The 18121-nt window shown below is 70.4% G+C and carries 19 protein-coding genes; 7 read left to right on the top strand and 12 right to left on the bottom strand.

Annotation, left to right across the window (positions count from 1 at the left end; all coding sequences use genetic code 11):
* Positions 1 to 91: 91 nt before the first annotated feature.
* A complete protein-coding gene (locus N5096_RS04455; RefSeq protein ID WP_267663127.1) occupies positions 92 to 796 on the bottom strand; it encodes a type I 3-dehydroquinate dehydratase in 705 nt (234 codons plus the stop codon).
* Positions 797 to 874: 78 nt separating this feature from the next.
* Positions 875 to 1849, bottom strand: a complete 975-nt coding sequence (locus N5096_RS04450) for a transcription initiation factor IIB (protein ID WP_267663126.1) — start codon at positions 1847 to 1849, stop codon at positions 875 to 877.
* Between the two features lie 203 nt (positions 1850 to 2052).
* Here N5096_RS04450 and N5096_RS04445 point away from each other — a divergent pair, with 203 nt between their 5' ends.
* From N5096_RS04445 to N5096_RS04435, 3 genes are all read left to right on the top strand, one after another.
* Positions 2053 to 2835 (top strand): cobalamin-binding protein, encoded by a 783-nt coding sequence (locus N5096_RS04445; protein WP_267663125.1) that lies wholly within the window; start codon positions 2053 to 2055, stop codon positions 2833 to 2835.
* Between the two features lie 54 nt (positions 2836 to 2889).
* Positions 2890 to 3444 carry an inosine/xanthosine triphosphatase gene (locus N5096_RS04440; protein WP_267663124.1) on the top strand — a complete coding sequence of 185 codons (555 nt, stop codon included), beginning with the start codon at positions 2890 to 2892 and terminating at the stop codon, positions 3442 to 3444.
* Between the two features lie 165 nt (positions 3445 to 3609).
* Positions 3610 to 3864, top strand: coding sequence for a DUF7123 family protein (locus tag N5096_RS04435; protein ID WP_267663123.1), 255 nt, complete (start codon positions 3610 to 3612; stop codon positions 3862 to 3864).
* A 47-nt stretch (positions 3865 to 3911) separates the two neighbouring features.
* Here the strand turns inward: N5096_RS04435 and N5096_RS04430 are convergent, their stop codons facing one another.
* From N5096_RS04430 to N5096_RS04415, 4 genes are all read right to left on the bottom strand, one after another.
* The gene (locus tag N5096_RS04430) at positions 3912 to 4526 is read right to left on the bottom strand and encodes a winged helix-turn-helix transcriptional regulator (protein ID WP_267663122.1); all 615 of its coding nucleotides are present in this window, start codon (positions 4524 to 4526) and stop codon (positions 3912 to 3914) included.
* A 108-nt stretch (positions 4527 to 4634) separates the two neighbouring features.
* On the bottom strand, positions 4635 to 5771 hold the full coding sequence (locus N5096_RS04425; protein ID WP_267663121.1) for an SPFH domain-containing protein: 1137 nt from the start codon (positions 5769 to 5771) through the stop codon (positions 4635 to 4637).
* 96 nt (positions 5772 to 5867) lie between these two features.
* Entirely contained in the window at positions 5868 to 6308 is a 441-nt protein-coding gene (locus tag N5096_RS04420; protein ID WP_267663120.1) for an SRPBCC family protein, read from the bottom strand.
* Between the two features lie 26 nt (positions 6309 to 6334).
* The gene (locus N5096_RS04415; protein ID WP_267663119.1) at positions 6335 to 8338 is read right to left on the bottom strand and encodes a bacterio-opsin activator domain-containing protein; all 2004 of its coding nucleotides are present in this window, start codon (positions 8336 to 8338) and stop codon (positions 6335 to 6337) included.
* Positions 8339 to 8457: 119 nt separating this feature from the next.
* Here N5096_RS04415 and N5096_RS04410 point away from each other — a divergent pair, with 119 nt between their 5' ends.
* Both N5096_RS04410 and N5096_RS04405 read left to right on the top strand, forming a co-directional pair.
* Positions 8458 to 9501: a Brp/Blh family beta-carotene 15,15'-dioxygenase gene (locus N5096_RS04410; RefSeq protein WP_309243301.1), complete on the top strand. Its 1044-nt coding sequence runs from the start codon at positions 8458 to 8460 to the stop codon at positions 9499 to 9501.
* Between the two features lie 99 nt (positions 9502 to 9600).
* On the top strand, positions 9601 to 10353 hold the full coding sequence (locus N5096_RS04405) for a protein sorting system archaetidylserine synthase (protein ID WP_267663117.1): 753 nt from the start codon (positions 9601 to 9603) through the stop codon (positions 10351 to 10353).
* 133 nt (positions 10354 to 10486) lie between these two features.
* On the opposite strand, the gene psmB is transcribed toward N5096_RS04405, so the two are convergent.
* The gene (psmB, locus tag N5096_RS04400) at positions 10487 to 11218 is read right to left on the bottom strand and encodes an archaeal proteasome endopeptidase complex subunit beta (protein WP_267663116.1); all 732 of its coding nucleotides are present in this window, start codon (positions 11216 to 11218) and stop codon (positions 10487 to 10489) included.
* A gap of 310 nt (positions 11219 to 11528) precedes the next feature.
* Complete coding sequence (locus tag N5096_RS04395; protein WP_267663115.1) at positions 11529 to 11702, bottom strand: hypothetical protein; 174 nt, start codon at positions 11700 to 11702, stop codon at positions 11529 to 11531.
* Between the two features lie 281 nt (positions 11703 to 11983).
* Between N5096_RS04395 and N5096_RS04390 the strand changes: the two genes are divergently transcribed.
* Positions 11984 to 12685: a uracil-DNA glycosylase family protein gene (locus tag N5096_RS04390; RefSeq protein WP_267663114.1), complete on the top strand. Its 702-nt coding sequence runs from the start codon at positions 11984 to 11986 to the stop codon at positions 12683 to 12685.
* Positions 12686 to 13108: 423 nt separating this feature from the next.
* Here the strand turns inward: N5096_RS04390 and N5096_RS04385 are convergent, their stop codons facing one another.
* The 4 genes from N5096_RS04385 to N5096_RS04370 form a co-directional block, all read right to left on the bottom strand.
* Complete coding sequence (locus N5096_RS04385; RefSeq protein WP_267663113.1) at positions 13109 to 14272, bottom strand: asparagine synthase C-terminal domain-containing protein; 1164 nt, start codon at positions 14270 to 14272, stop codon at positions 13109 to 13111.
* Between the two features lie 6 nt (positions 14273 to 14278).
* Positions 14279 to 14962 (bottom strand): PHP domain-containing protein, encoded by a 684-nt coding sequence (locus N5096_RS04380; protein WP_267663112.1) that lies wholly within the window; start codon positions 14960 to 14962, stop codon positions 14279 to 14281.
* Positions 14963 to 15398: 436 nt separating this feature from the next.
* Positions 15399 to 15665 carry a DUF7513 family protein gene (locus N5096_RS04375; RefSeq protein WP_267663111.1) on the bottom strand — a complete coding sequence of 89 codons (267 nt, stop codon included), beginning with the start codon at positions 15663 to 15665 and terminating at the stop codon, positions 15399 to 15401.
* Positions 15662 to 17281: a Na+/H+ antiporter NhaC family protein gene (locus N5096_RS04370; RefSeq protein ID WP_267663110.1), complete on the bottom strand. Its 1620-nt coding sequence runs from the start codon at positions 17279 to 17281 to the stop codon at positions 15662 to 15664. The genes N5096_RS04375 and N5096_RS04370 overlap by 4 nt, the downstream gene beginning before the upstream one ends.
* Positions 17282 to 17640: 359 nt before the next feature.
* On the opposite strand from N5096_RS04370, the gene N5096_RS04365 reads away from it, so the two are divergent.
* On the top strand, positions 17641 to 18111 hold the full coding sequence (locus N5096_RS04365) for a 30S ribosomal protein S15 (RefSeq protein ID WP_267663109.1): 471 nt from the start codon (positions 17641 to 17643) through the stop codon (positions 18109 to 18111).
* Positions 18112 to 18121: the final 10 nt, after the last annotated feature.

The raw sequence follows: 18121 nt of genomic DNA, 5'->3' as shown, positions 1-18121 counted from the left end.
CTCGCGCCCGTTTGGCGCTCGTCGGCACGCGCCACCGCACCGCATTTGTTTATAAATGATCGCGGCACTCGGCTCGGCTGTTTATAAACACTCACTCGCTCGTCTCGCCTTCCCGCAACCCGTCAACCAGCTCTCTGAGCGTTGCGAGCGGGTACTGCCCGGGCGCGGTCGCGTTCGCGGGGTCGACGGGCGCGTAGCCGATCTTCGAGCCGTACAGGGGCGTGACGGCCCGGGTGTGGCGTCCGGGCTCCCCCATGCACATCGTCGCGACGCGGTGGCCGGCTGCGGTCGCCTCGTGGGTCGCCTCGATCATCGCGAGGGCGTCGTCAGGGGCGGTCGCGGTCGTCGCCAGCTTCCCCACGTCCCCCTCGTTCGCCGCGTCGGCGAGGAGGTCGACGAGCGTCGCGGGCTCGGGCGTCGACTCGAAGTCGTGGACCGAGACGACGACGCCGACGCCCTCCTCGCGGGCCGTGTCGCGGAGCGCGGTCGCGTGGGACTGTTCGCCCTCGGGCGCGTTCCCGCGGAGGGCCGCGAGCTCGACGTCGACCGCGGCGACCGCGTCGTGAGCGACCGCGGCCGAGAGCGCGTCGAATCGTCCCAGGCCGTCGGCCTCGCCGCCCTCCCACGACGCGCGGTTCGTGACGAGCAGCGGGAGCTCGCCCTCGTACGCGTCCAACTGGGCGAGCGGGTCGGTCGCGAGGTCCATCCGAAACTCCGCGGCGTCGGCGGACTCGCGGGCGCGCGGCTCCTCCGAGAGGTCGGCCGTGCTCGCGGTCAGGACGAACTCCTCGAACATACGCGGGGCTTCCGGGGGCGGGAACTTAGCTGTGTGCGTCCGGGGCGGGACGGATCTGGGAAACAGGCGGGGCGAGCCTTACGCGACGAGGCCGTCCTCGGCCTCCAGCAGCTCGTGGTACCGGTTCCGGATGGTGACCTCGCTGATGTCGGCGACCTCGCTCACGGCGGCCTGCGTCGTCTTCTCGTTGGTGAGAAGCGCGGCGGCGTAGACGGCGGCGGCCGCGAGGCCGACCGGCGACTTGCCGGAGTGGACGCCCTTCTCCTTGGCGTTGCGGAGGAGGCTCTTCGCGCGCATCTCGGACTCCTCGGAGAGCTCTAGGTCGGAGGCGAAGCGGGGAACGTACTGCTCGGGGTCGGCCGGTTTCACTTCGAGCTTGAGTTCGCGGACGACGTAGCGGTACGTCCGGGCGATCTCGGCCTTCTCGACCCGCGACACGTCGGCGATCTCGTCGAGGCTGCGCGGGACGCCGGCCATCCGGGCGGCGGCGTACACGCAGGAGGTCGAGACGCCCTCGATGGAGCGCCCGGGGAGGAGGTCCTCGTCGAGCGCGCGGCGGTAGATGACGGAGGCGGTCTCGCGGACGTTGTCCGGGAGGCCCTGCGCCGAGGCCATCCGGTCGATCTCGCCGAGCGCCTGCTTCAGGTTGCGCTCCTTCGAGTCGCGGGTGCGGAACCGCTCGTTCCACTTGCGGAGCCGCTGCATCTTCTGGCGCTGGCGCGCGCCGAGCGACCGGCCGTACGCGTCCTTGTCGCGCCAGTCGATGTTCGTCGAGAGCCCCTTGTCGTGCATCGTGTTGGTCGTCGGGGCCCCGACGCGGCTCTTCTCGTCTTTCTCGCGCGAGTCGAACGCACGCCACTCCGGCCCGCGGTCGACCGAGTCGGCCTCGACGACGAGCCCGCAGTCGGCACACACCGTCTCGCCGTGTTCCTCGTCGTTGATGACGTTGCCGTCGCACTCGGGACAGCTGAGCGTCTCGTCAGTTCGTTCCGATTCCTCCTCGTCGGTCTCCGTTCGGGAGCGGCTCTCCCGCGTGTGTATTCGTTCACTCATGGCTAAACCCTCTCTCGGTAACTGAACACGGGCCGAGAGCGATCTTATCCAGTAAACGGCAGAACCGAACTTAAAACGACCGGAACGTGTCGCCGGAAACCCGACGAAAGGACACGATCTATCACGTGTTTTCGGCGAGCGACGCGGTCACCGGGGACGACCGACCGAAACCCTTGGGTCGCCGCCGCTCCGAGTCCCCGCTGATGACCGCACCCCGCGTCGTCTCGCTGGCCCCGAGCGCGACCGCGACCGTGACCGCCCTCGGCGGCGCCGAGGCCCTCGTCGGCGTCACCGGGCACTGCGACCCGCCGGCCGACGCCGGGTCGGCGCACGGGGAAACGCCCCCGACCGCCGTCGGCGGGTGGCTGAACCCCGACCTCGACCGCGTCGCCGACCTCGATCCCGACGCCGTCCTCACGAGCGACGGCCTCCAGGCCGACCTGGCCGACCGGTGTCGCGAGCGCGGGTTCGACGTCCGACACCGCGAGCCGGCGACGCTCGGCGAGGCGGTCGAGGGGTTCGCCGCCCGCGGCGCCGACGTGGGAGAGCCCGCGGCCGGGACGGAGCTGACCGAGGAGTCTCGAGAGCGACTCGACCGGGTCGCCGAGGCGGTCGCGGACCGCCCGCGCCCGACGGTCTACTGCGAGGAGTGGTCGGACCCGCCGATGGCCGCCGGCAACTGGGTGCCCGACGCCGTGCGCGCCGCCGGCGGTCGCTACCCCTTCGTCGAGCCCGGCGAGCGCTCCCGCGAGGTCGACCTCGCGAGCGTCGAAGCGGCCGACCCCGACCGCCTCGTCGTCCACGTCTGCGGCCGCGGCGACCGGGTCGACCCCGCGACCGTCGCGGAGCGCGACTGGGCCGTCGACGCGCCCGTCCACGTGATCGACGACTCCCTTTTGAATCAGCCGAGCCCCGCGCTGATCGCCGGCGTCGAGCGGCTGGCCGAGCTGTTCCACCCCGAAGCGTTCTCGGAGACATCTTCGTAACCCCCCGCGAGACCGACCCGACGCCTATTCGTACCCCGTCGCACAACCCCCGGTATGCGAGTCGGTGTCGGCAGCGGGAACCCGGTGAAGCGGCGCGCGGTCGAACGAGTCCTCGAGTCGTCGCAGGGGGTCGACCTCGCCGAGGAGCTCGACGGGGATCCGACGACCGTCGCGATCGAGTCGGTCCCCGTCCCGTCGGGCGTGAGCGAGCAGCCGACCGGCCACGCCGAGACGGTTGCCGGCGCGGAGAACCGCGCCGAGGCGGTCCTCGAGACTGGGGAGTACGACCTCGGCGTCGGCGTCGAGGGCGGCGTCGCGCGGTTCGACGGCGCCGACGAGCTCTTCCTCGTCATGTGGGCGGCGGTCTCGAACGGGTCGCGGACCGGCCGCGGCGCCGGCCCGAGCGTCGCGCTCCCGGCCGACGTCGCCGCGCGGATCGACGACGGCGCGGAGCTCGGCCCCGTGATGGACGACCTCCTCGACACGACGGGAGTCGCGAGGCGCGGGGGCGCCGCGGGGGCGCTTACGGCCGGCCGCGTCGACCGCGCCGACGCGCTGTCGACGGCGGTGGCGGGAGCGCTCGGGCCGTTCGTCTCCGAGCTGTACTGAGTCGCGAGCGCCGCTCAGACCCGGACCACTCGGAGTTCGGTGTTCGTACCCAAACCGGGGAGTGGGCCGGCGTTCGGCGGGTCGGTTACGGGAGAAATCGCCCGACTGCAGCGTGTTAACCGGGTCTACCAACCCGCTTATCCGCGGACACCGCGTTGGATCGGTATGAGCACGGCCCACCCGGACGCGGTCGCCGTCGAGCCCGCCGGCCTCTCCGCGAAACAGGCGCGTATCTTGGGGTATCTGCGCGAGAACGCCGGCGATCGGACGTACTTCAAGTCGCGGCTGATCGCCGACGACCTCGACCTCTCCGCGAAGGAGGTCGGCGCGAACATGGGCGCCGTCGCCGACGCGGCCGTCGACATCGACGTCGAGAAGTGGGGGTACTCCTCCGGGACGACGTGGATGGTCACCGCGTAGGCGGGCCGGCGAACGGGCGGGACGACACGTATCGCCGGCGTTGGCGGCTACGGGTCGTACGCGACGAAGTCGGCCGCCTCGTCGGCGAACGCGACGGCGTCGGCGTCGAACGAGTCGGCGTACCGGACCGCGAGCGTGAGCAGCCGCTCCGGCTCGGTCAGGGCGTAGCCGTCGGTCCGGTCGAGTAGCCCGGCGTCGTCGAGCGCGGCGGCCGCGGCGCTGATCGTCGGCCGGGAAACGCCGAGCTCGGCCGCAAGCTCCGCGCCGGTCGCGTCCGGGTCGCGCAGCAGCGCGAGCACCATGCCCCGAGGCGTGTCGCGGCGGAGGTACCCGAGCGCTCGCTTGTCGAGGTCGTCGAAGCGGTCCGCCGGGAAGTACCGGCGGTAGTCGGCGTCTTTCGCCGACTCGACTTCCCCCGCCTCCTCCAGCTTCCGGAGGTGGTACTGCGCCTCGCCGGTCCCGAGCCGGAGGTCGTCGCGGAGCTTCGAGAAGTGAGCGCCGGGGGTCGTGGGCACGTACCCGCGGATCGCCTCGCGGGTCTCGTTGGCGTCGTCCCCCTCGTCGCTATCGGCGCTCGCGGTCCCGACGAACGGCGCGGCGGCTCCGATAGCGGCGAACCGCCGGAGCGTCTCGCGTTTCCGCCCGTCGAACCCGTCAGTCACGCGAAACGGTAGTCGATACCGCGACAAAAGCACTTCGTTCGGGGCGGCGCCGGCGGATTCGGCCGTCCCGGGGACGGCGGGGCCTCGCTGTCACCGCCGGTCCACCGATCACGTCTCGCGCTCGACCTCGCCGTCGGCCGGCTCCTCGTCCATCTCCTCGATGACCTCGTCCGCAGACTTGATGTCCGCGCCGGCGCCGCCGGCCTTGACCGCCTCGGCCTCCTTCTCCAGCTCCTCGACGTCCATCTCGGCCGACTCCTCGATCTGGCCGAGTATCTCGTCGATGTCGTCGAGCCCGAGCATCTTCCGGGTGTCGTCGTCGAACTCCTGTCCTTCCAACCCCTCCATGTCCTGCACGTCGGAACCGGAGAGGGCCTTGCCGTAGCGGCCGACGAGGCTGGTGAGCTCCTGCGGGAGGACGAACGTCGTGGACTCGCCCTTCCCGATCTCCTCGAGGGTCTCCATCCCGCGCTCGATGATGGCGCGCTCGCCCATCGACTCGGCGGAGCGGGCCCGCAGCACCGTCGAGATGGCGTCCCCCTGCGCCTCGAGGATCTGGCTCTGCTTTTCGCCCTGCGCGCGGATGATGTTCGACTGCTTGTCACCCTCGGCCTGCTCGACCGCGGAGCGGCGTTCCCCCTGCGCTTCGAGGATCATCGCGCGGCGCCGACGCTCGGCGGAGGTCTGCTGCTCCATCGCCTGCTGGACGTCCTTCGAGGGGTTGACCTCGCGGACCTCGACGCTCTCGACGCGGATCCCCCACTCGTCGGTCGGCTCGTCCAGCTCCTTGCGGATCTTCGCGTTGATCTCCTGGCGCTTGTTCAGCGTGTCGTCGAGCTCCATGTCCCCGAGGACGGCCCGGAGGGTCGTCTGCGCGAGGTTCGAGACGGCGTTTTTGTAGTCGTCGACCTCCAGAAACGCCTTTTTGGCGTCCATCACCTTGATGTAGACGACCGCGTCCGCCGTCACCGGCGAGTTGTCCCGCGTGATCGCCTCCTGTCGGGGAACGTCGAGCGTCTGGGTCCGCATGTCGAACGCGTACGTCCGCGAGACGAACGGCGGGACGAGGTTGATACCCGGTTCGAGCAGCTTCCGGAACTCGCCGAACACCGTGAGCGCCTCCTTCTCGTAGGCGTCGACGATCTCGAACGACTGCCAGAGCGTGACGATCACGAGCAGTAAAAAGAGCAGGCCGACGCTCACGAGGCCGAAGCCGAAACCGAATTGGAGGGAGATTGGGTCCATACCGTTGAGTTGGGCCAAGTCGTCCTTAATACTTCGCCCGAGGAGGTCTCGTTCCGCCGATTCTCGGCGGGAGTCGGGGTCTGTCGCGGCCGTCCGTCACTCGGCGTCGTTCGCGAATCGGTCGGCGACGGCGTCGAGCGTCGCCCTGACCTGCCGCTCGTTGAACCGGCGGACGACCGGCTCGCCGAGGGCGGTCAGGGCGTTCTCCGGGAGGTCGTACTCGGCCGCGTACGTCAGTTCCGTCGCGTCGGCGGCGGGCTCGAACGTGAGGTCGATCGTCCCCGTCAGCCGGCCGCGGAGCTCGAACGTCATCCGCTCGTTCGGCTCGTGGGCCGTCTGGACGATCTCACCGTCGATACCGAGCCCGACCATCCGGTAGGTGTACGCCAGCCGCTTCCCGCCGTTCGGGAGCCTTTCGACGTCTCTGACGTCTTCGAGGCGAGGCGTGACAGCGGCGTGGTTGTGTGGGTCATCGAGGAAGGCGAACACCGATTCGACGTCGGCGTCGACCTCGACGGAGTCGCGTGCGGAGAACATGGGTTCCAGGGGGATCGAATCGGGGGTCAGTTCCGCGACCGCGGGTCGACGTACGCCTCGACCAGCTTGCGCTCGGCCGCGCGGAGGTGCTGGTGGAACGTCTGTCGGGTGATCCCCATCCGCTCGGCGATCTCGGAGCCGTCGACCGGGCGGGGCCACTCGAAGTAGCCGTTCAGCTCGGCCGTCTTGAGCGCCGACCGCTGGCGATCAGTGAGCCGGTCGTCCACGGCGGACGCGAACTCGGTCAGGCTCCGGTCCCGGCTCTCGCGCTCGACGCGGGAGCGGAGCTCGACGCTGTCGTACTCCGCGCGGAACACGTCGAGCATCGCCCTGACGTCCTGTTCGGGCGGCGCCTCGATCGTGAGGCTCGCGCTCGTCCCGTCCGCGGTAGCCTCGACGACGACGCCGCCGAACTCCGCGAGCCGCGTCAGCGGCGGTGATTCGGTGGCGATCACGGCGAACGTGACGTCGTCGTTCGTCTCGGACACCGGCCGGACCGACTCGACGAACGGGAGCGCCTCGATCTCGCTCACGTCCTCCGCCGGGTCCGTCACCCTGAGGTACAGCTCGCAGGCGTCGTCGTCGAGGCGCGTGGTTCCGAGGTGCTCGATCGGCCCGCCGACCGCGTCGGCGACGCGCGAGAGGGTGAACGAGGAGTCCTCGATCGCGACCTGCAGCTCCACGACGCGGTCCGTCGTGAGGATGCGGGTGGTCTCGACCGAGTGGAGCCCGTTGGCGATCATCTTCCCGACCGACTCGCACACCTTCCGCTCGCGCCGGTCGAGGGCGTTCCCCTCGCTGCTGTAGATGCCGAGCAGGCCGTACCGGCGGTGACCGTAGGTGATCGGAACGACGAGGAGCCGGGGGGCGCCGACCGCGCTTGGGGCGAGCCGGCCCTCCGAGCCGCTCCCGGCCGCCCGCCCGTGGACCTCCTCGGTCTCGATAGCCTGTCGGACCTCGCTCGGCGTCTCGTCGAGGGCGAACGATGCATCCGCCTCGATCGGGATCCCGCTCGCCGCGGTCACGTCGAGCCGCCCCGTCGCCGACGACACCTCGGCGATCCAGCCGCCCATGTATCCCGGTTCGTCGGCGATCTCCTCGCAGACGCGCTCGGCGATGGTCTCAGAGTCGCGGCTCTCGACGAGGATCCGGCTGATCTCGCTGAGCAGTCCGTTCACTCGACCAAGGACCCGGTCGAGGGCCTGCCGCTCCGTCGCGAGCTTCTCCGCGCGCTCCTCGGCGAGCTGCTCCGCCCGCTTGCGGTCGGTGACGTCGTTCTGGAATCCCACGTAGTGAGTCAGGTCGCCGTCGGCGTCGTACACCGGGGCGACCTTCAGCTCGTTCCAGAAGGGCGTCCCGTCCCGGCGGTAGTTCCGGATCTCGACGGTCACCTGCTCCTCCTCGGAGATCGCCGTCGAGAGCCGCTCGACTGTCTCGGGGTCCGTTCCGGGGCCCTGCAGGAAGCGGGGATTCCGGCCGAGGACCTCCTCGATCGGGTACCCGGTGTGGTCTTCCCACGCGTCGTTGACGTACACGAGCGGGTAGTCGGTGAGGCCGGGGTCGCTGAGACTGATTCCGACCGGCGCCTCGTTCACGGCACGGTTGACCTCCTCCGAGGTGGGCTCGTGCCCCGAGACGTCCTGTTTGGTCCCCGGCGCTCTCTCTCCGGAGCAGACCGTGGAGACGTCGGTCACGAGGCGGTCGATCGACGCGGAGCCGTTCTTGTGGAGGAACTCGTCGACCCCGCTGTCGAAGGCGGCCTCCAGGACCTCGTCGTCTTCCACCGCGGAGAACATCACGACCGGGACCTGAGCGTCCGACTCCTCTATCGCCTCCGCCAGCGCGAGGCCGTCGTCGCCCGGCAGGGAGTACTCGCTCACGATACAGTCGTACTCGCCGGTCGTCACCTTAGCGATCGCGGACGTAGCACTGTTGACCGTCGTGACGTCGAATCCGGCGGCGCCGAGCGCCGACGTGATGCGATCGCTCCCCGCCTCCGGATGGACCAACAGGGCCCGAGAACCCGGCATAACACCCCGTTTGTCGTCCGGCGGATTAAGCGTTGATACCTGCGGATCCCGCCGGAGGATCCGAGCGGTCGACATAGTATGGGTGAATACACAATGATTGGACGTCAGTACGGTCACCCATGTCGACGGGATCTGTCAGCCACGCTAATCGTCCCCTACTCGAAGAGCCCGAGCGAGTCGCTATGAACGCCTCGCGCATCGCGCTGTTGGTTCTCACCGTCGCGTTCGCGGGGCTGTACGCGACCGGCACCGAACTGACCCTTCGGACGCAGATGCTCGTCTACCTCGTCGGAATGGTCGCGCTGAACCTCCCGCACGGCGGCTACGAGCACTTCTCGAACCTGAGGCGGCGCGGCCTCCCGTTCGGCGCGCGCTACGTGGTCCTCTACCTCGCGTTCGTCGGCGGCTTCGTGGGGCTGTTCGTCGTCGCCCCGCTGCCGGCGCTCGCGCTCGCGTTCGCCACCGCGGTGGCGAAGGGCGGCCACGGCGACCTCCACGTGATGGACGCGCTCGTCGGGACCGACCACCTCGTCTCGCGGCCGCAGCGCGCGCTCGCCGCGCTCGTCCGCGGCGGCGCCGTGATGCTCGTCCCGGCGGTGGCGTGGACGGAGACGTTCTACGGGTTCACCGGCTACATGCTGACGGTGTTCGACGGGGCGCTCGTCGGGCCGGCGGCGACGTCGCCCGAAGCGTTCACGACAGCGATCGGCGCGGCGTACGGCCTCGGCGTCGCGCTCCACCTCGGCGGCGGGCTCGCGACGGGCGGGGGCGTCACGCGGTCGTGGCTGCTCGACGCCTTCGAGACGCTGCTGCTCGTCGCCTACTTCGCCTTCGTGCCTGTCGTGATCGCCATCGGGCTCTACTTCCCGCTGTGGTACTCGCTGCGGCAGTCGGCGCGGAGCATGGTCGTCGAAGAGGAGCGGCCGAGCCGAACCGAGGGCGTCTCCGTCGTGATGGCGTGGGGGGTACTCGTCGTCGGCGCGCTCGTGACCGCGCTGGTCGCGACGTCGCTGTGGGTGATCGCGCCGAACCCGCTCCCGGGCGGGTCGCTGCTGTCGGGGGCGGTCGCGTTCTACACCATCTTCGTCTGTATCATCGCGCTCCCGCACGTCGTCGTCGGCGAGTGGCTCGACTTCGGGCGGGGGATCTGGTACGTGCCCTGAGGGCAGACGCCGCGTCCTTCGAACGGGGCTCCGCACCCCCGCGGTCCGAGCGCTCGAGAGATAACAAGCGATAAAACCCGCCTCGTCGACCGATACGGTATGCGTTTCCGGTTCGTCGGGCGGCTCGGGCTCGCGGACGCGGTGACGGTGGCGAACGCGGCCGTCGGCTTCCTCGCCGTCGTCGCGGCCACCGTCGACCTTGAGCTCGCGGCCCGGCTGGTCCTGCTCGCCGCGGTCGCCGACGGGCTCGACGGCGTGGTCGCTCGCCACCGTGGCTCGACGGAGGCCGGTCCCTACCTCGACTCGCTGGCCGACGTGGCCTCCTTCGGCGTCGCGCCCGCGACGCTCGTAACCGCCGTCGCGCTCGACGGGGCGTCGTTCGCGAGCGACCCCCGCCTCGTCGCCGGGGGAATCGGCGCCGGCGCCCTCTTCGTCGCGACGGCGGTCGCCCGGCTGGGGCTGTACACGGCGCACGACAGCGACGCCCGCGAGACGGTCGGCGTCCCGACCACGCTGGCGGCGACGATCCTCGCGGCCGCGGTGATCGCCGGCTACACCGACCCGGTCCTCCTCGCCGCGGCGACCGCCGCGTTCGCGGTGCTCATGGGGACGACGATCACGTACCCGGACCTCCACGCGCAGGACGCGCTCGTGATGGGCGTCGTGCAGGCCGCGGTCATCCTCACGCCGGCCGGGCATGTGGCGACTGCCGCCCTCCCGGCGTGGATCGGCGAGGGGTTCGCGTTCGCGCTCCTCTTCTTAGCGTGTGGCTACCTCCTTTTCGGCCCGCGGTTCTACTGGGGCGACGGGATCCGGTCGCCCCCGGACGACGCGGGAGAACAAGGAGTCTGATTCGCGGCGACTCGGGAGAACGCTGGGGCTGATCCGCGGCGATGCGGGAGAAAACGCCGAGCCGGCGGCTCGGAGAAGCAGATCGAAAACTGAATTTAGAAAGCGAGTCGTCGAGGCTCCCCGACGGAGCCGTTTATACCAGCTCGTCGAACTCCTTGTACCGGGTGATGTCGACGCCGTCCTCGGTGACGACGGCGACGTTGATCCCGTTGCCGGACGCGAGGTCGCGCTCGACGGCGGACTGGATCGCCTTCGCGGCGATCTCGGTCGCCTCGTCGACGGTGACCTCGTCGTGGTACTCCTGTTCGAGGACACCGAGGGCGTACTGTGAGCCGGAGCCGGTGACGGTGTACTCCTCCTCGGTGGTGCCGCCGAGGGCGTCGATGGAGTAGATGTGGGCGCCCTCGTCGTCGACGCCGCCGAGGATCGGCTGGACGATGAAGAACGCGCCCGTTCGGAGCAGGTTCCCGGTGAGCGTCGACAGCGCCTCCATCGACATATCCTTGCCGCGACGGGTCTCGTAGAGGCTCGTCTCGGCGCGGAGCGTGGAGATGAGGTTCTGGGCGGCCGAGACCGAGCCGGCGATCGTCAGGGCGCCGCGGGGGTGGATCTCCTCGACCTTCTGGACGTCCTTCGAGGAGACCATGCCGCCGAGCGAGGCGCGCATGTCGGTGGCCATCACGACGCCGTCGGCGGTTCTGATGCCGACGGTCGTCGTCCCGGTCTTCATCTCGCCCTCGCCGTCGGCCTGCGCCGCGCGGCGCTCGCTGTGTTCGAACTCGCCGAGCTCGGGTCCGAAGACGGGCTGGTCGCGGCCCAACTCGTCAGCCGGCCCCTCGGAGAGGTCGCCAGTCGGTGTTCGCATTACGTCTCCATTGGTTCGGGGCGCTGATAAAGGCAGCCTTTCGGGGACCGCCCGCCGGTTCCGACGGGCCTATTCGTCGCGGGCAGTCGCGTCCCGCGCGCCGCCGACTACTCGGTCGATCGCCGCGATCGATCGTCGGGTGAGACACTCGCGACGACGACGACCGCTCGCGGGACGGGCTCGGCGGCGAACGAGCGGGGAGCCAGGCGGTGACCGGGTCGGTCCCGCGACTCGGGGACGTAACGGACGGTTCGGAACGAGAGCGGACGGTTCGGAACGAGAGCGGACGGTTCGGAACGAGAGCGGTCGCCTACTCCTCGGCGCGCTCGTACACCTCGCCGGTGGTCTCGACGAGGCGGCCGACGGGGAGGTTGACGCCGAGGCGCCTGCGAGCGAAGACGGCCATCGGGAACAGCGAGATACCGATCGCGACGGTCGCCTGGTGGATGCCGAAGATGGCCGCCGAGCGGATGCGGTCGAGCATGGGTCTTCGAGCGAGCGGAGCAGAGGAGTATATAAATACTTTTCGGGGGCGCGCGGCTCGAGTACCCCGGCGCAGTCATGCGGTTCCGGGTCATAAATTAACGAATATGAAATATGATCGGCGGACCGTCGCGGTCTGGATATCCACGGGGATGTGAACCCCGCTCGTTTCCGTAAGTTATGCGTATCTATCGCGGCTCGTGCGCCTCGCATCCGGGGGTCTCGACCGGCTCCGACCGCGGACCGAACGGGATTTATCCGGGCCGTCGCGTACGGTGGGGTGTGCAGAACGTTACGGACCGAACGCGCAACCCCTTCGGGATGCGGCCGGACTGCGGGTCGTTCGTCCCGGGCTACGGCGACGCCAACGCCGACTTCCACGTCGTCGGCGACCACCCCGGCGTCCACGGCGGCGTCGGGACGGGCGTTCCGTTCACCGGCGAGCCGTGGTCGGCGGCGTTCCTCTCGGCGCTGACCGAGGCGGGGCTGATCGCGGGGCTCGCCGAGGACGCGGCGCCGGACGGAACGGGTGCGACCGCGGTGGGCGGTGGACGGTCGGACGAGGGGGCCGAGTCCGAGCCGGTCCGCACCGAGCGGACGTACCTCTCATACCTCCACACGTGCGCGCCCGACGGCGAGCCGACCGCGGCGTCGTACGACGACATGGAGCGGTTTTTCGACGCCGAACTGCGCGCGATCGCCGCGCACGTCCTCCTCCCGGTCGGCGCGCGGGCGACCGAGCACGTCCTCGAGCAGTACACGGCGCGGGCGTGGAAGACCGAGGTCGACATGGACGCGCTCCACGGCGAGGAGCTCCTCGGGTCCGGCTGGCTCGTCCTCCCGGTCAAGGACCCCGCGGAATGGAAGGCGGACGACGCCGACCGGCTCGTCGACGGGCTCCGGGAGCTGCGGTCGACCGACTTCCGCCGCGAGAGCGACCTCGGACGCTTCATCGCGGGGAGCGACCCGTACCTCGTTCGGTGAGCGCCCGGTCGGCGTCGAGTGCGCCGCGGCCGACCGCGCGTGCGGTTCGAATCGGCACGCGGGCAGATCGCTGGCGGATCGCTGGCGGATCGCGGGCGGATCGCTGGCGGATCGCGGGCGGATCGCGCGTCGACCGCCGGCCGGATACGCGTGCGGTTTTGTTTCTCTTCCGGCGCGTGGATCGGTGTATCGGAATCGAAATCGCCGATCCGGTGACTGATCGTCAGCGATACGCCGAGCGCGACAGTCATATTTGTCGCTACTCCCCGTATTTTATATCGGTCCCCGCCATTTCTCATCAGACGCCCGAACGATCGGGCGTCGGCCGTAGGACTGGTACTCCATACGGCGGCTTGGTCAGCAGCGGCCCTCACGGGCCGTTTTTCGGCGCCTCGAACCGATCGCGCAGCCGCCGCACCGGGGTCAGTCGTCCGCCAGCAGGTCGTCGAGGTACCGCCCGACGTGGTCGTCCATGCGCCGCTTGAACCCGGCCCGTCGCGCGAGCCGGTCGAGCTCGCGGGAGGCGTAGGTGCCGTACTGGACCGCCTTCTTGTCGGCGGTCCGGACCGTCTCGGGCACGCGTCCGGCTGCCGCGCGCCGGAGCGCGACCTTCCGCTCTCCGCCGCTCGCGAGCAGTTCGCCCGGCAGCGCGAGCGCGGCGGCGACCACGCGATCGTCGAGCAGGGGCGCGACCGGCTCGACCCCGGCCGCGCGGAGCGCGAGCACGTCGCGTTCGAGCTGACCGGGGAGCGTCCGGACGGTCTCGGTCCGGGCGCCCCGCACGGTGTCGGCCTCGACGCGGTCGTCAGTCGCCGGGTCGACGACCTTGCTGTACCCCCCGAACAGCTCGTCCGCGCCCTGCCCGACCGCGAGGCGGTCGAAGCCGTCGGCCGCGGCGGCCTCGGCCGCGAGGTACAGCGGTACCGCGATCGCGAGGTCCATCGGGTTGCGGCGCCCCGTGGCCGCGGCGACCTTGCGAACGGCGCGCAGGAGCTCCTCGTGAGTGATCTCGACGACGCGCAGCTCGCGGTCCATCGCCGCGGCGGCCTCTCGGGCGGCCGCGACGTCGTGACACCCCTCGAAGCCGGCGACGTAGCAGGCCGCGTCCGGGGCGCCGGCGGCGACGAGCCCGGAGTCGACTCCGCCGGAGAAGGCGACCGCGGGCTCTGCCGACGCGTCGGTCGACCCGCTGAGCGCGTCGTCGATCGCGGCGTCGACGGCCGCCTGCGCGGCCTCCGGGTCGACCGGCGGTTCCTCGGGGAGCGCCCAGACGCGGTCGACCCCGCCGGGCGACGCGACGCTTCCCGCGGGGACCGGCGCGGGGTCGGCTAAGGCGTTCGGGTTGAAGCTCCACGCGTCCGGGTCGGTCGGCGCGCGATCGGCCGCCGGGTCGGCGGGCCCGCGCTCGACGAACAGCGGCTGGCGGCCGAGCGCGTCGCGGACGAGGACCGGGCCCTCGCGGTTCGGTGGATCGGCGAGGCGTCCGGCGAACCCGCGCCCACCGGGGAGGGGGTCGCCGTCGCGGAGCGCGTCGCGGACGCGATCGGGGGACGCGCCGCGGAGGTCCGTGGAACGAGCGCCCGCCATCCGGGGCTACCGCAGCGCTTTCAGCGCGCGGAGCGCGCGGCGCTTGGCGCCGCCGCCGAACTGGCGGAGCGAGATGCGCCACGGGGTCCGCTTCCCGACGACGCTGGTCCGGCCCTCGCGGACGGCGGAGAGGATCGCGTCGGCCGAGTGCTCCTCGGCGCCGACCTCGGTCACCGCCTGCCCGACCATCTCCGAGATGTGGGCGTCGCTGCCGGCGGTCATCGGCATCCGGTTCCGGAGCGCGAACTTCTCCGCCTGTCGGTTCGAGCGGCCCGTGAACAGCCGGGAGTTGTACACCTCGAGGGCGTCGGCGCCGGCGAGCTGCTCGTCGGTGATGTGGGGGGCGACGCCGTGTCGGGACTTCTGGAAGGGGTGGGGGACGACCGCGATCCCGCCCTGGTCCCGGATCCGGTCGAGCGTCTCGTCGAAGGGGAGCCCGCTCTCGACGCCCTCGTCGATGCCGAACGCGAGCACGTGGCCGACGGCGCAGGTCACCTCCATGCCGACGATGCCGACGAGCCCGTAGTCGGGGGCCTTCTCGGCCGCCTCGAGGCTGGCGTCGATCTCATCGTGGTCGGTGACCGCGAGCGCGTCGAGCCCGACCGCGGCCGCCTGCTCCAAGAGCAGATCGACCGGGTCGCGCCCGTCGTAGGACAGCGCGGAATGCGCGTGGAGCTCGACCGATAGCACGCCTCCCGTTTCGGTAGTCGACTTAAAAAGCGCCCCGGTCCGCCAGCGGAATCCGTCCGAGCGCCGCACGTGGCTACGGGGCTGGCAACGCGATTATTTATAATAGAACTGTTGCGGTGGCGCGTGCCGGCGAGCGGCCGCNCCCCCCCCCCCCCCCCCGAGGCTGGGGAGGCGTGAGGCTGCGGTGCTGTGCGGGGTGGGACTCAAAGGGGCAGCCGCGAGGACGAAGGCGCGCGACGCAAGGACCGCAGGAACGAGTGAAACGAGTGACGAGGACCGCAGCGAGCGCACCGAGTCCTCGCGGCTGGGGCTTTGGAGGTGTTCTCGGTCACAGCGAACGCAACGACGTACTGCCGAGCGGCTGGGGCTTTGGAGGTGTTCGTTGTCGGGCCGAGCGAAACTGTTTACAAACGAACGGATCGGTTCCCCCGACCGTCTAGAACGCGCTCTCGCCCACCGTCTCCCGGTAGGTCCCGGTACCGCGGTGGGCCGTCCCGTCCCACGTCTCGACCGCGACGCGGACGCGGGTGTCCGCCGCGTCGTCGGGCGCGCCATCGATCCGCAGCGTCGAGTCGCCGATCCGGGCGACGGCCACGTCGCCGTCGACGCCGGTGACGATCACCTCGATCACGTCGCCGGGGTCGTAGTCGGGGGTCGAACTCCGGAGCGACCAGCCGGCGAGGAACTTGTCGAAGCGGCTCATGCGCGCGACACCTCCTCGGAGGCCCGGTCGGGGACGTACTCCCGCCCGAAGCCGGTGACCGCCGCGAGCAGGAAGACGATCACGAGGAACCAGCCGTGGAACACGTACGGCACGACTTCGATCGGGTTGACGACCATCTCGGAGCCGTACTGCTCGCCGAGCCCGCCCGGCCCGACCATCACCTGATACCCGACGAGCACGCCGCCGGCCCACGGGAAGATGTACCCGAGCGCCGAGGTGTTCGCGTCGAGGATGTTCGCGCGCCGGTAGCCGTTGATGTTGAACTTCTCGCCGAGCCGCGCGACGTACGGCGCGATCGCGATCTCCGCGGCCGTGTTGATCGTGATCATCCCGTTGATCGTCGCCGTGCCGAGGACCATCGTCAGCTCCGCGCGCCGGACCGTGGTCGCGACGGAGTCGAGCAGGAACTCCAGGATCGCCTCGAACCCGCCGCCGCGGATCATGATCTGCGCCATGGCCACGATCAGCAGGGTCAACACGATGAGCGGGAAGAAGCCGATCGCGCCGGAGTAGAGGCTCCCGCCCACGCCCGCGGTCTCCCCGATCCGCACGAACGGGAGCGCCGCGACGGGGGTGGCCTCGGTGGTCGTGAACACAAGGACGTCGGCGACCGAGGAGAGGCCGAACGCGAGGTTGAACGCGATGGCGACGACGAGGCCCCACGAGATCGCCTCAACGATGTGGCGACCCGCGACCGCCGTCGCGATGACGACGCCCATCGAGACCAGGTGGACCAGCCCGAGCGCCGTCGCCGACTCGCGGAGGGCGACCGCGCCCTCCAGGCTGGCGCCCGAGAGGACCGATCCCATGACCAGATAGGCGACGAAGGCCGGCACCGCGGCGAGGATCGCGTACTTGAACCGCGAGGCGACGACGCCGCCGATGTCGGCGTCCTGCGTCACCGCGCTCACGATCGTCGTGTCGCTCACGGGCGCGAGGTTGTCGCCGAAGACGGCGCCCGACAGGATCGCCGCGAACAGCAGCACCGGGCTCGCGCCGATGAGGACGCCCGCCGGGAAAAAGAGCGTCACGAACGCGACGGTCGCGCCGTATCCCGTTCCGATCCCGGTCGCGAGCAGGCCGCAGAGGACGAACGCGGCCGCCGGGAACGTCGCCGCGCCGACGTTCAGGGCGTCGGCGGCGAAGATGAGCCCCTCAACGAAGCCGCCGACCTGCAGCGTCTCGGCGAACATGCCGGCCCACAGCCACGCCACGATCGCGGTCGCGGCGACGCGCTGGGTCATCCCCTCGAAGATGGTGTCGGCGTACGTCTTCCAGTCGCCGCGGACGAAGAACATCCCGAGGATGGTCCCGACGAGCGCGCCGATGACGAGGCCGTTCGTGTCGCCGATGCCCAAGACGCCGCTCTGGACGATGGCCCAGAGAATGAAGAAGACGATCGGCACCGTGCTCGCCCACTTCCCGCCGTAGAACGTGATCCGCGGCTCGTCGGTCGACACCGGCTCGTCGCCGAATCCGCCGTCGGCGACGAGCGCGGGGTCCTCGGCCGAGCCGCAATTGTCTCCCGGCGAGACATCGTCAGGTGGTTGGCCGTCGGTCCGATCCGCCGAATCGTCGTCTGGTGGGCCGGTCATATGTCTCTCCTACGCAGTCGGTGAGAGACGGTCCACCTAAATCCTCCTTTTTGACGTCGCCAGTCCGACGGTCGATCGATTTGGGCCCGGAGGCGGCGGGAGTCACAAGAACACGCTTAAGAACCCCGACGGCGACTCCTCGAACGGGAACAGCACAGCTGCAGATCCGACTCGCCGGGGCCTCTTTCGCCCGCGGCTTGGGAATGTAGCAGTGCACCGACGCCTCCGGCGTCGCGGCTCGGGGCGATCCGCTCGCGCGGATCGTTCGTCTCGGATCCGCTCGCTCGACGCGAGCGCCCGACAGCCGCGCCGCGCGGAGTCGCGGTCACGTTGTGGTTGTGCCGTTCCAATTTCAGACAATGGCACGAATGCACACGCGCCGTCGCGGTTCGTCCGGTTCGGACAAGCCGGCGACGGACGAGAACCCGGAGTGGAGCGACGTCGACGCCGAGGACATCGAGTCCCGCGTCGTCGAACTGGCGGAGCAGGGCCACGACCCCAGCGTCATCGGCCTCAAGCTCCGTGACGAGGGCGTCAAGGGCGTTCCGGTGCCCGACGTCAAGCTGGCGACCGGCAAGAAGCTCACCGAGATCCTCGAGGAGCACGACGCCGCCGCGGAGTACCCCGAGGACCTCCGCAAGCTGATGGAACGCGCCGTTCGCCTCCGCGAGCACATGGCGGAGAACGACCAGGACCACCAGAACAAGCGCGCGCTCCAGAACACCGAGTCGAAGATCCGCCGTCTCGCGAACTACTACCGCGGCGACGAGATCGACGAGGAGTTCACGTACACCTACGAGCGCGCCGCCGAACTGGTCGGCGACGAGTAGCGACGCCGAC

It is taken from the genome of Halorubrum yunnanense, from assembly GCF_026586675.1.
Lineage (GTDB): Archaea > Halobacteriota > Halobacteria > Halobacteriales > Haloferacaceae > Halorubrum > Halorubrum yunnanense.
The sequence above is the reverse complement of the archived record's forward strand: the minus strand, read 5'-3'. Positions and strand labels throughout refer to the sequence as shown.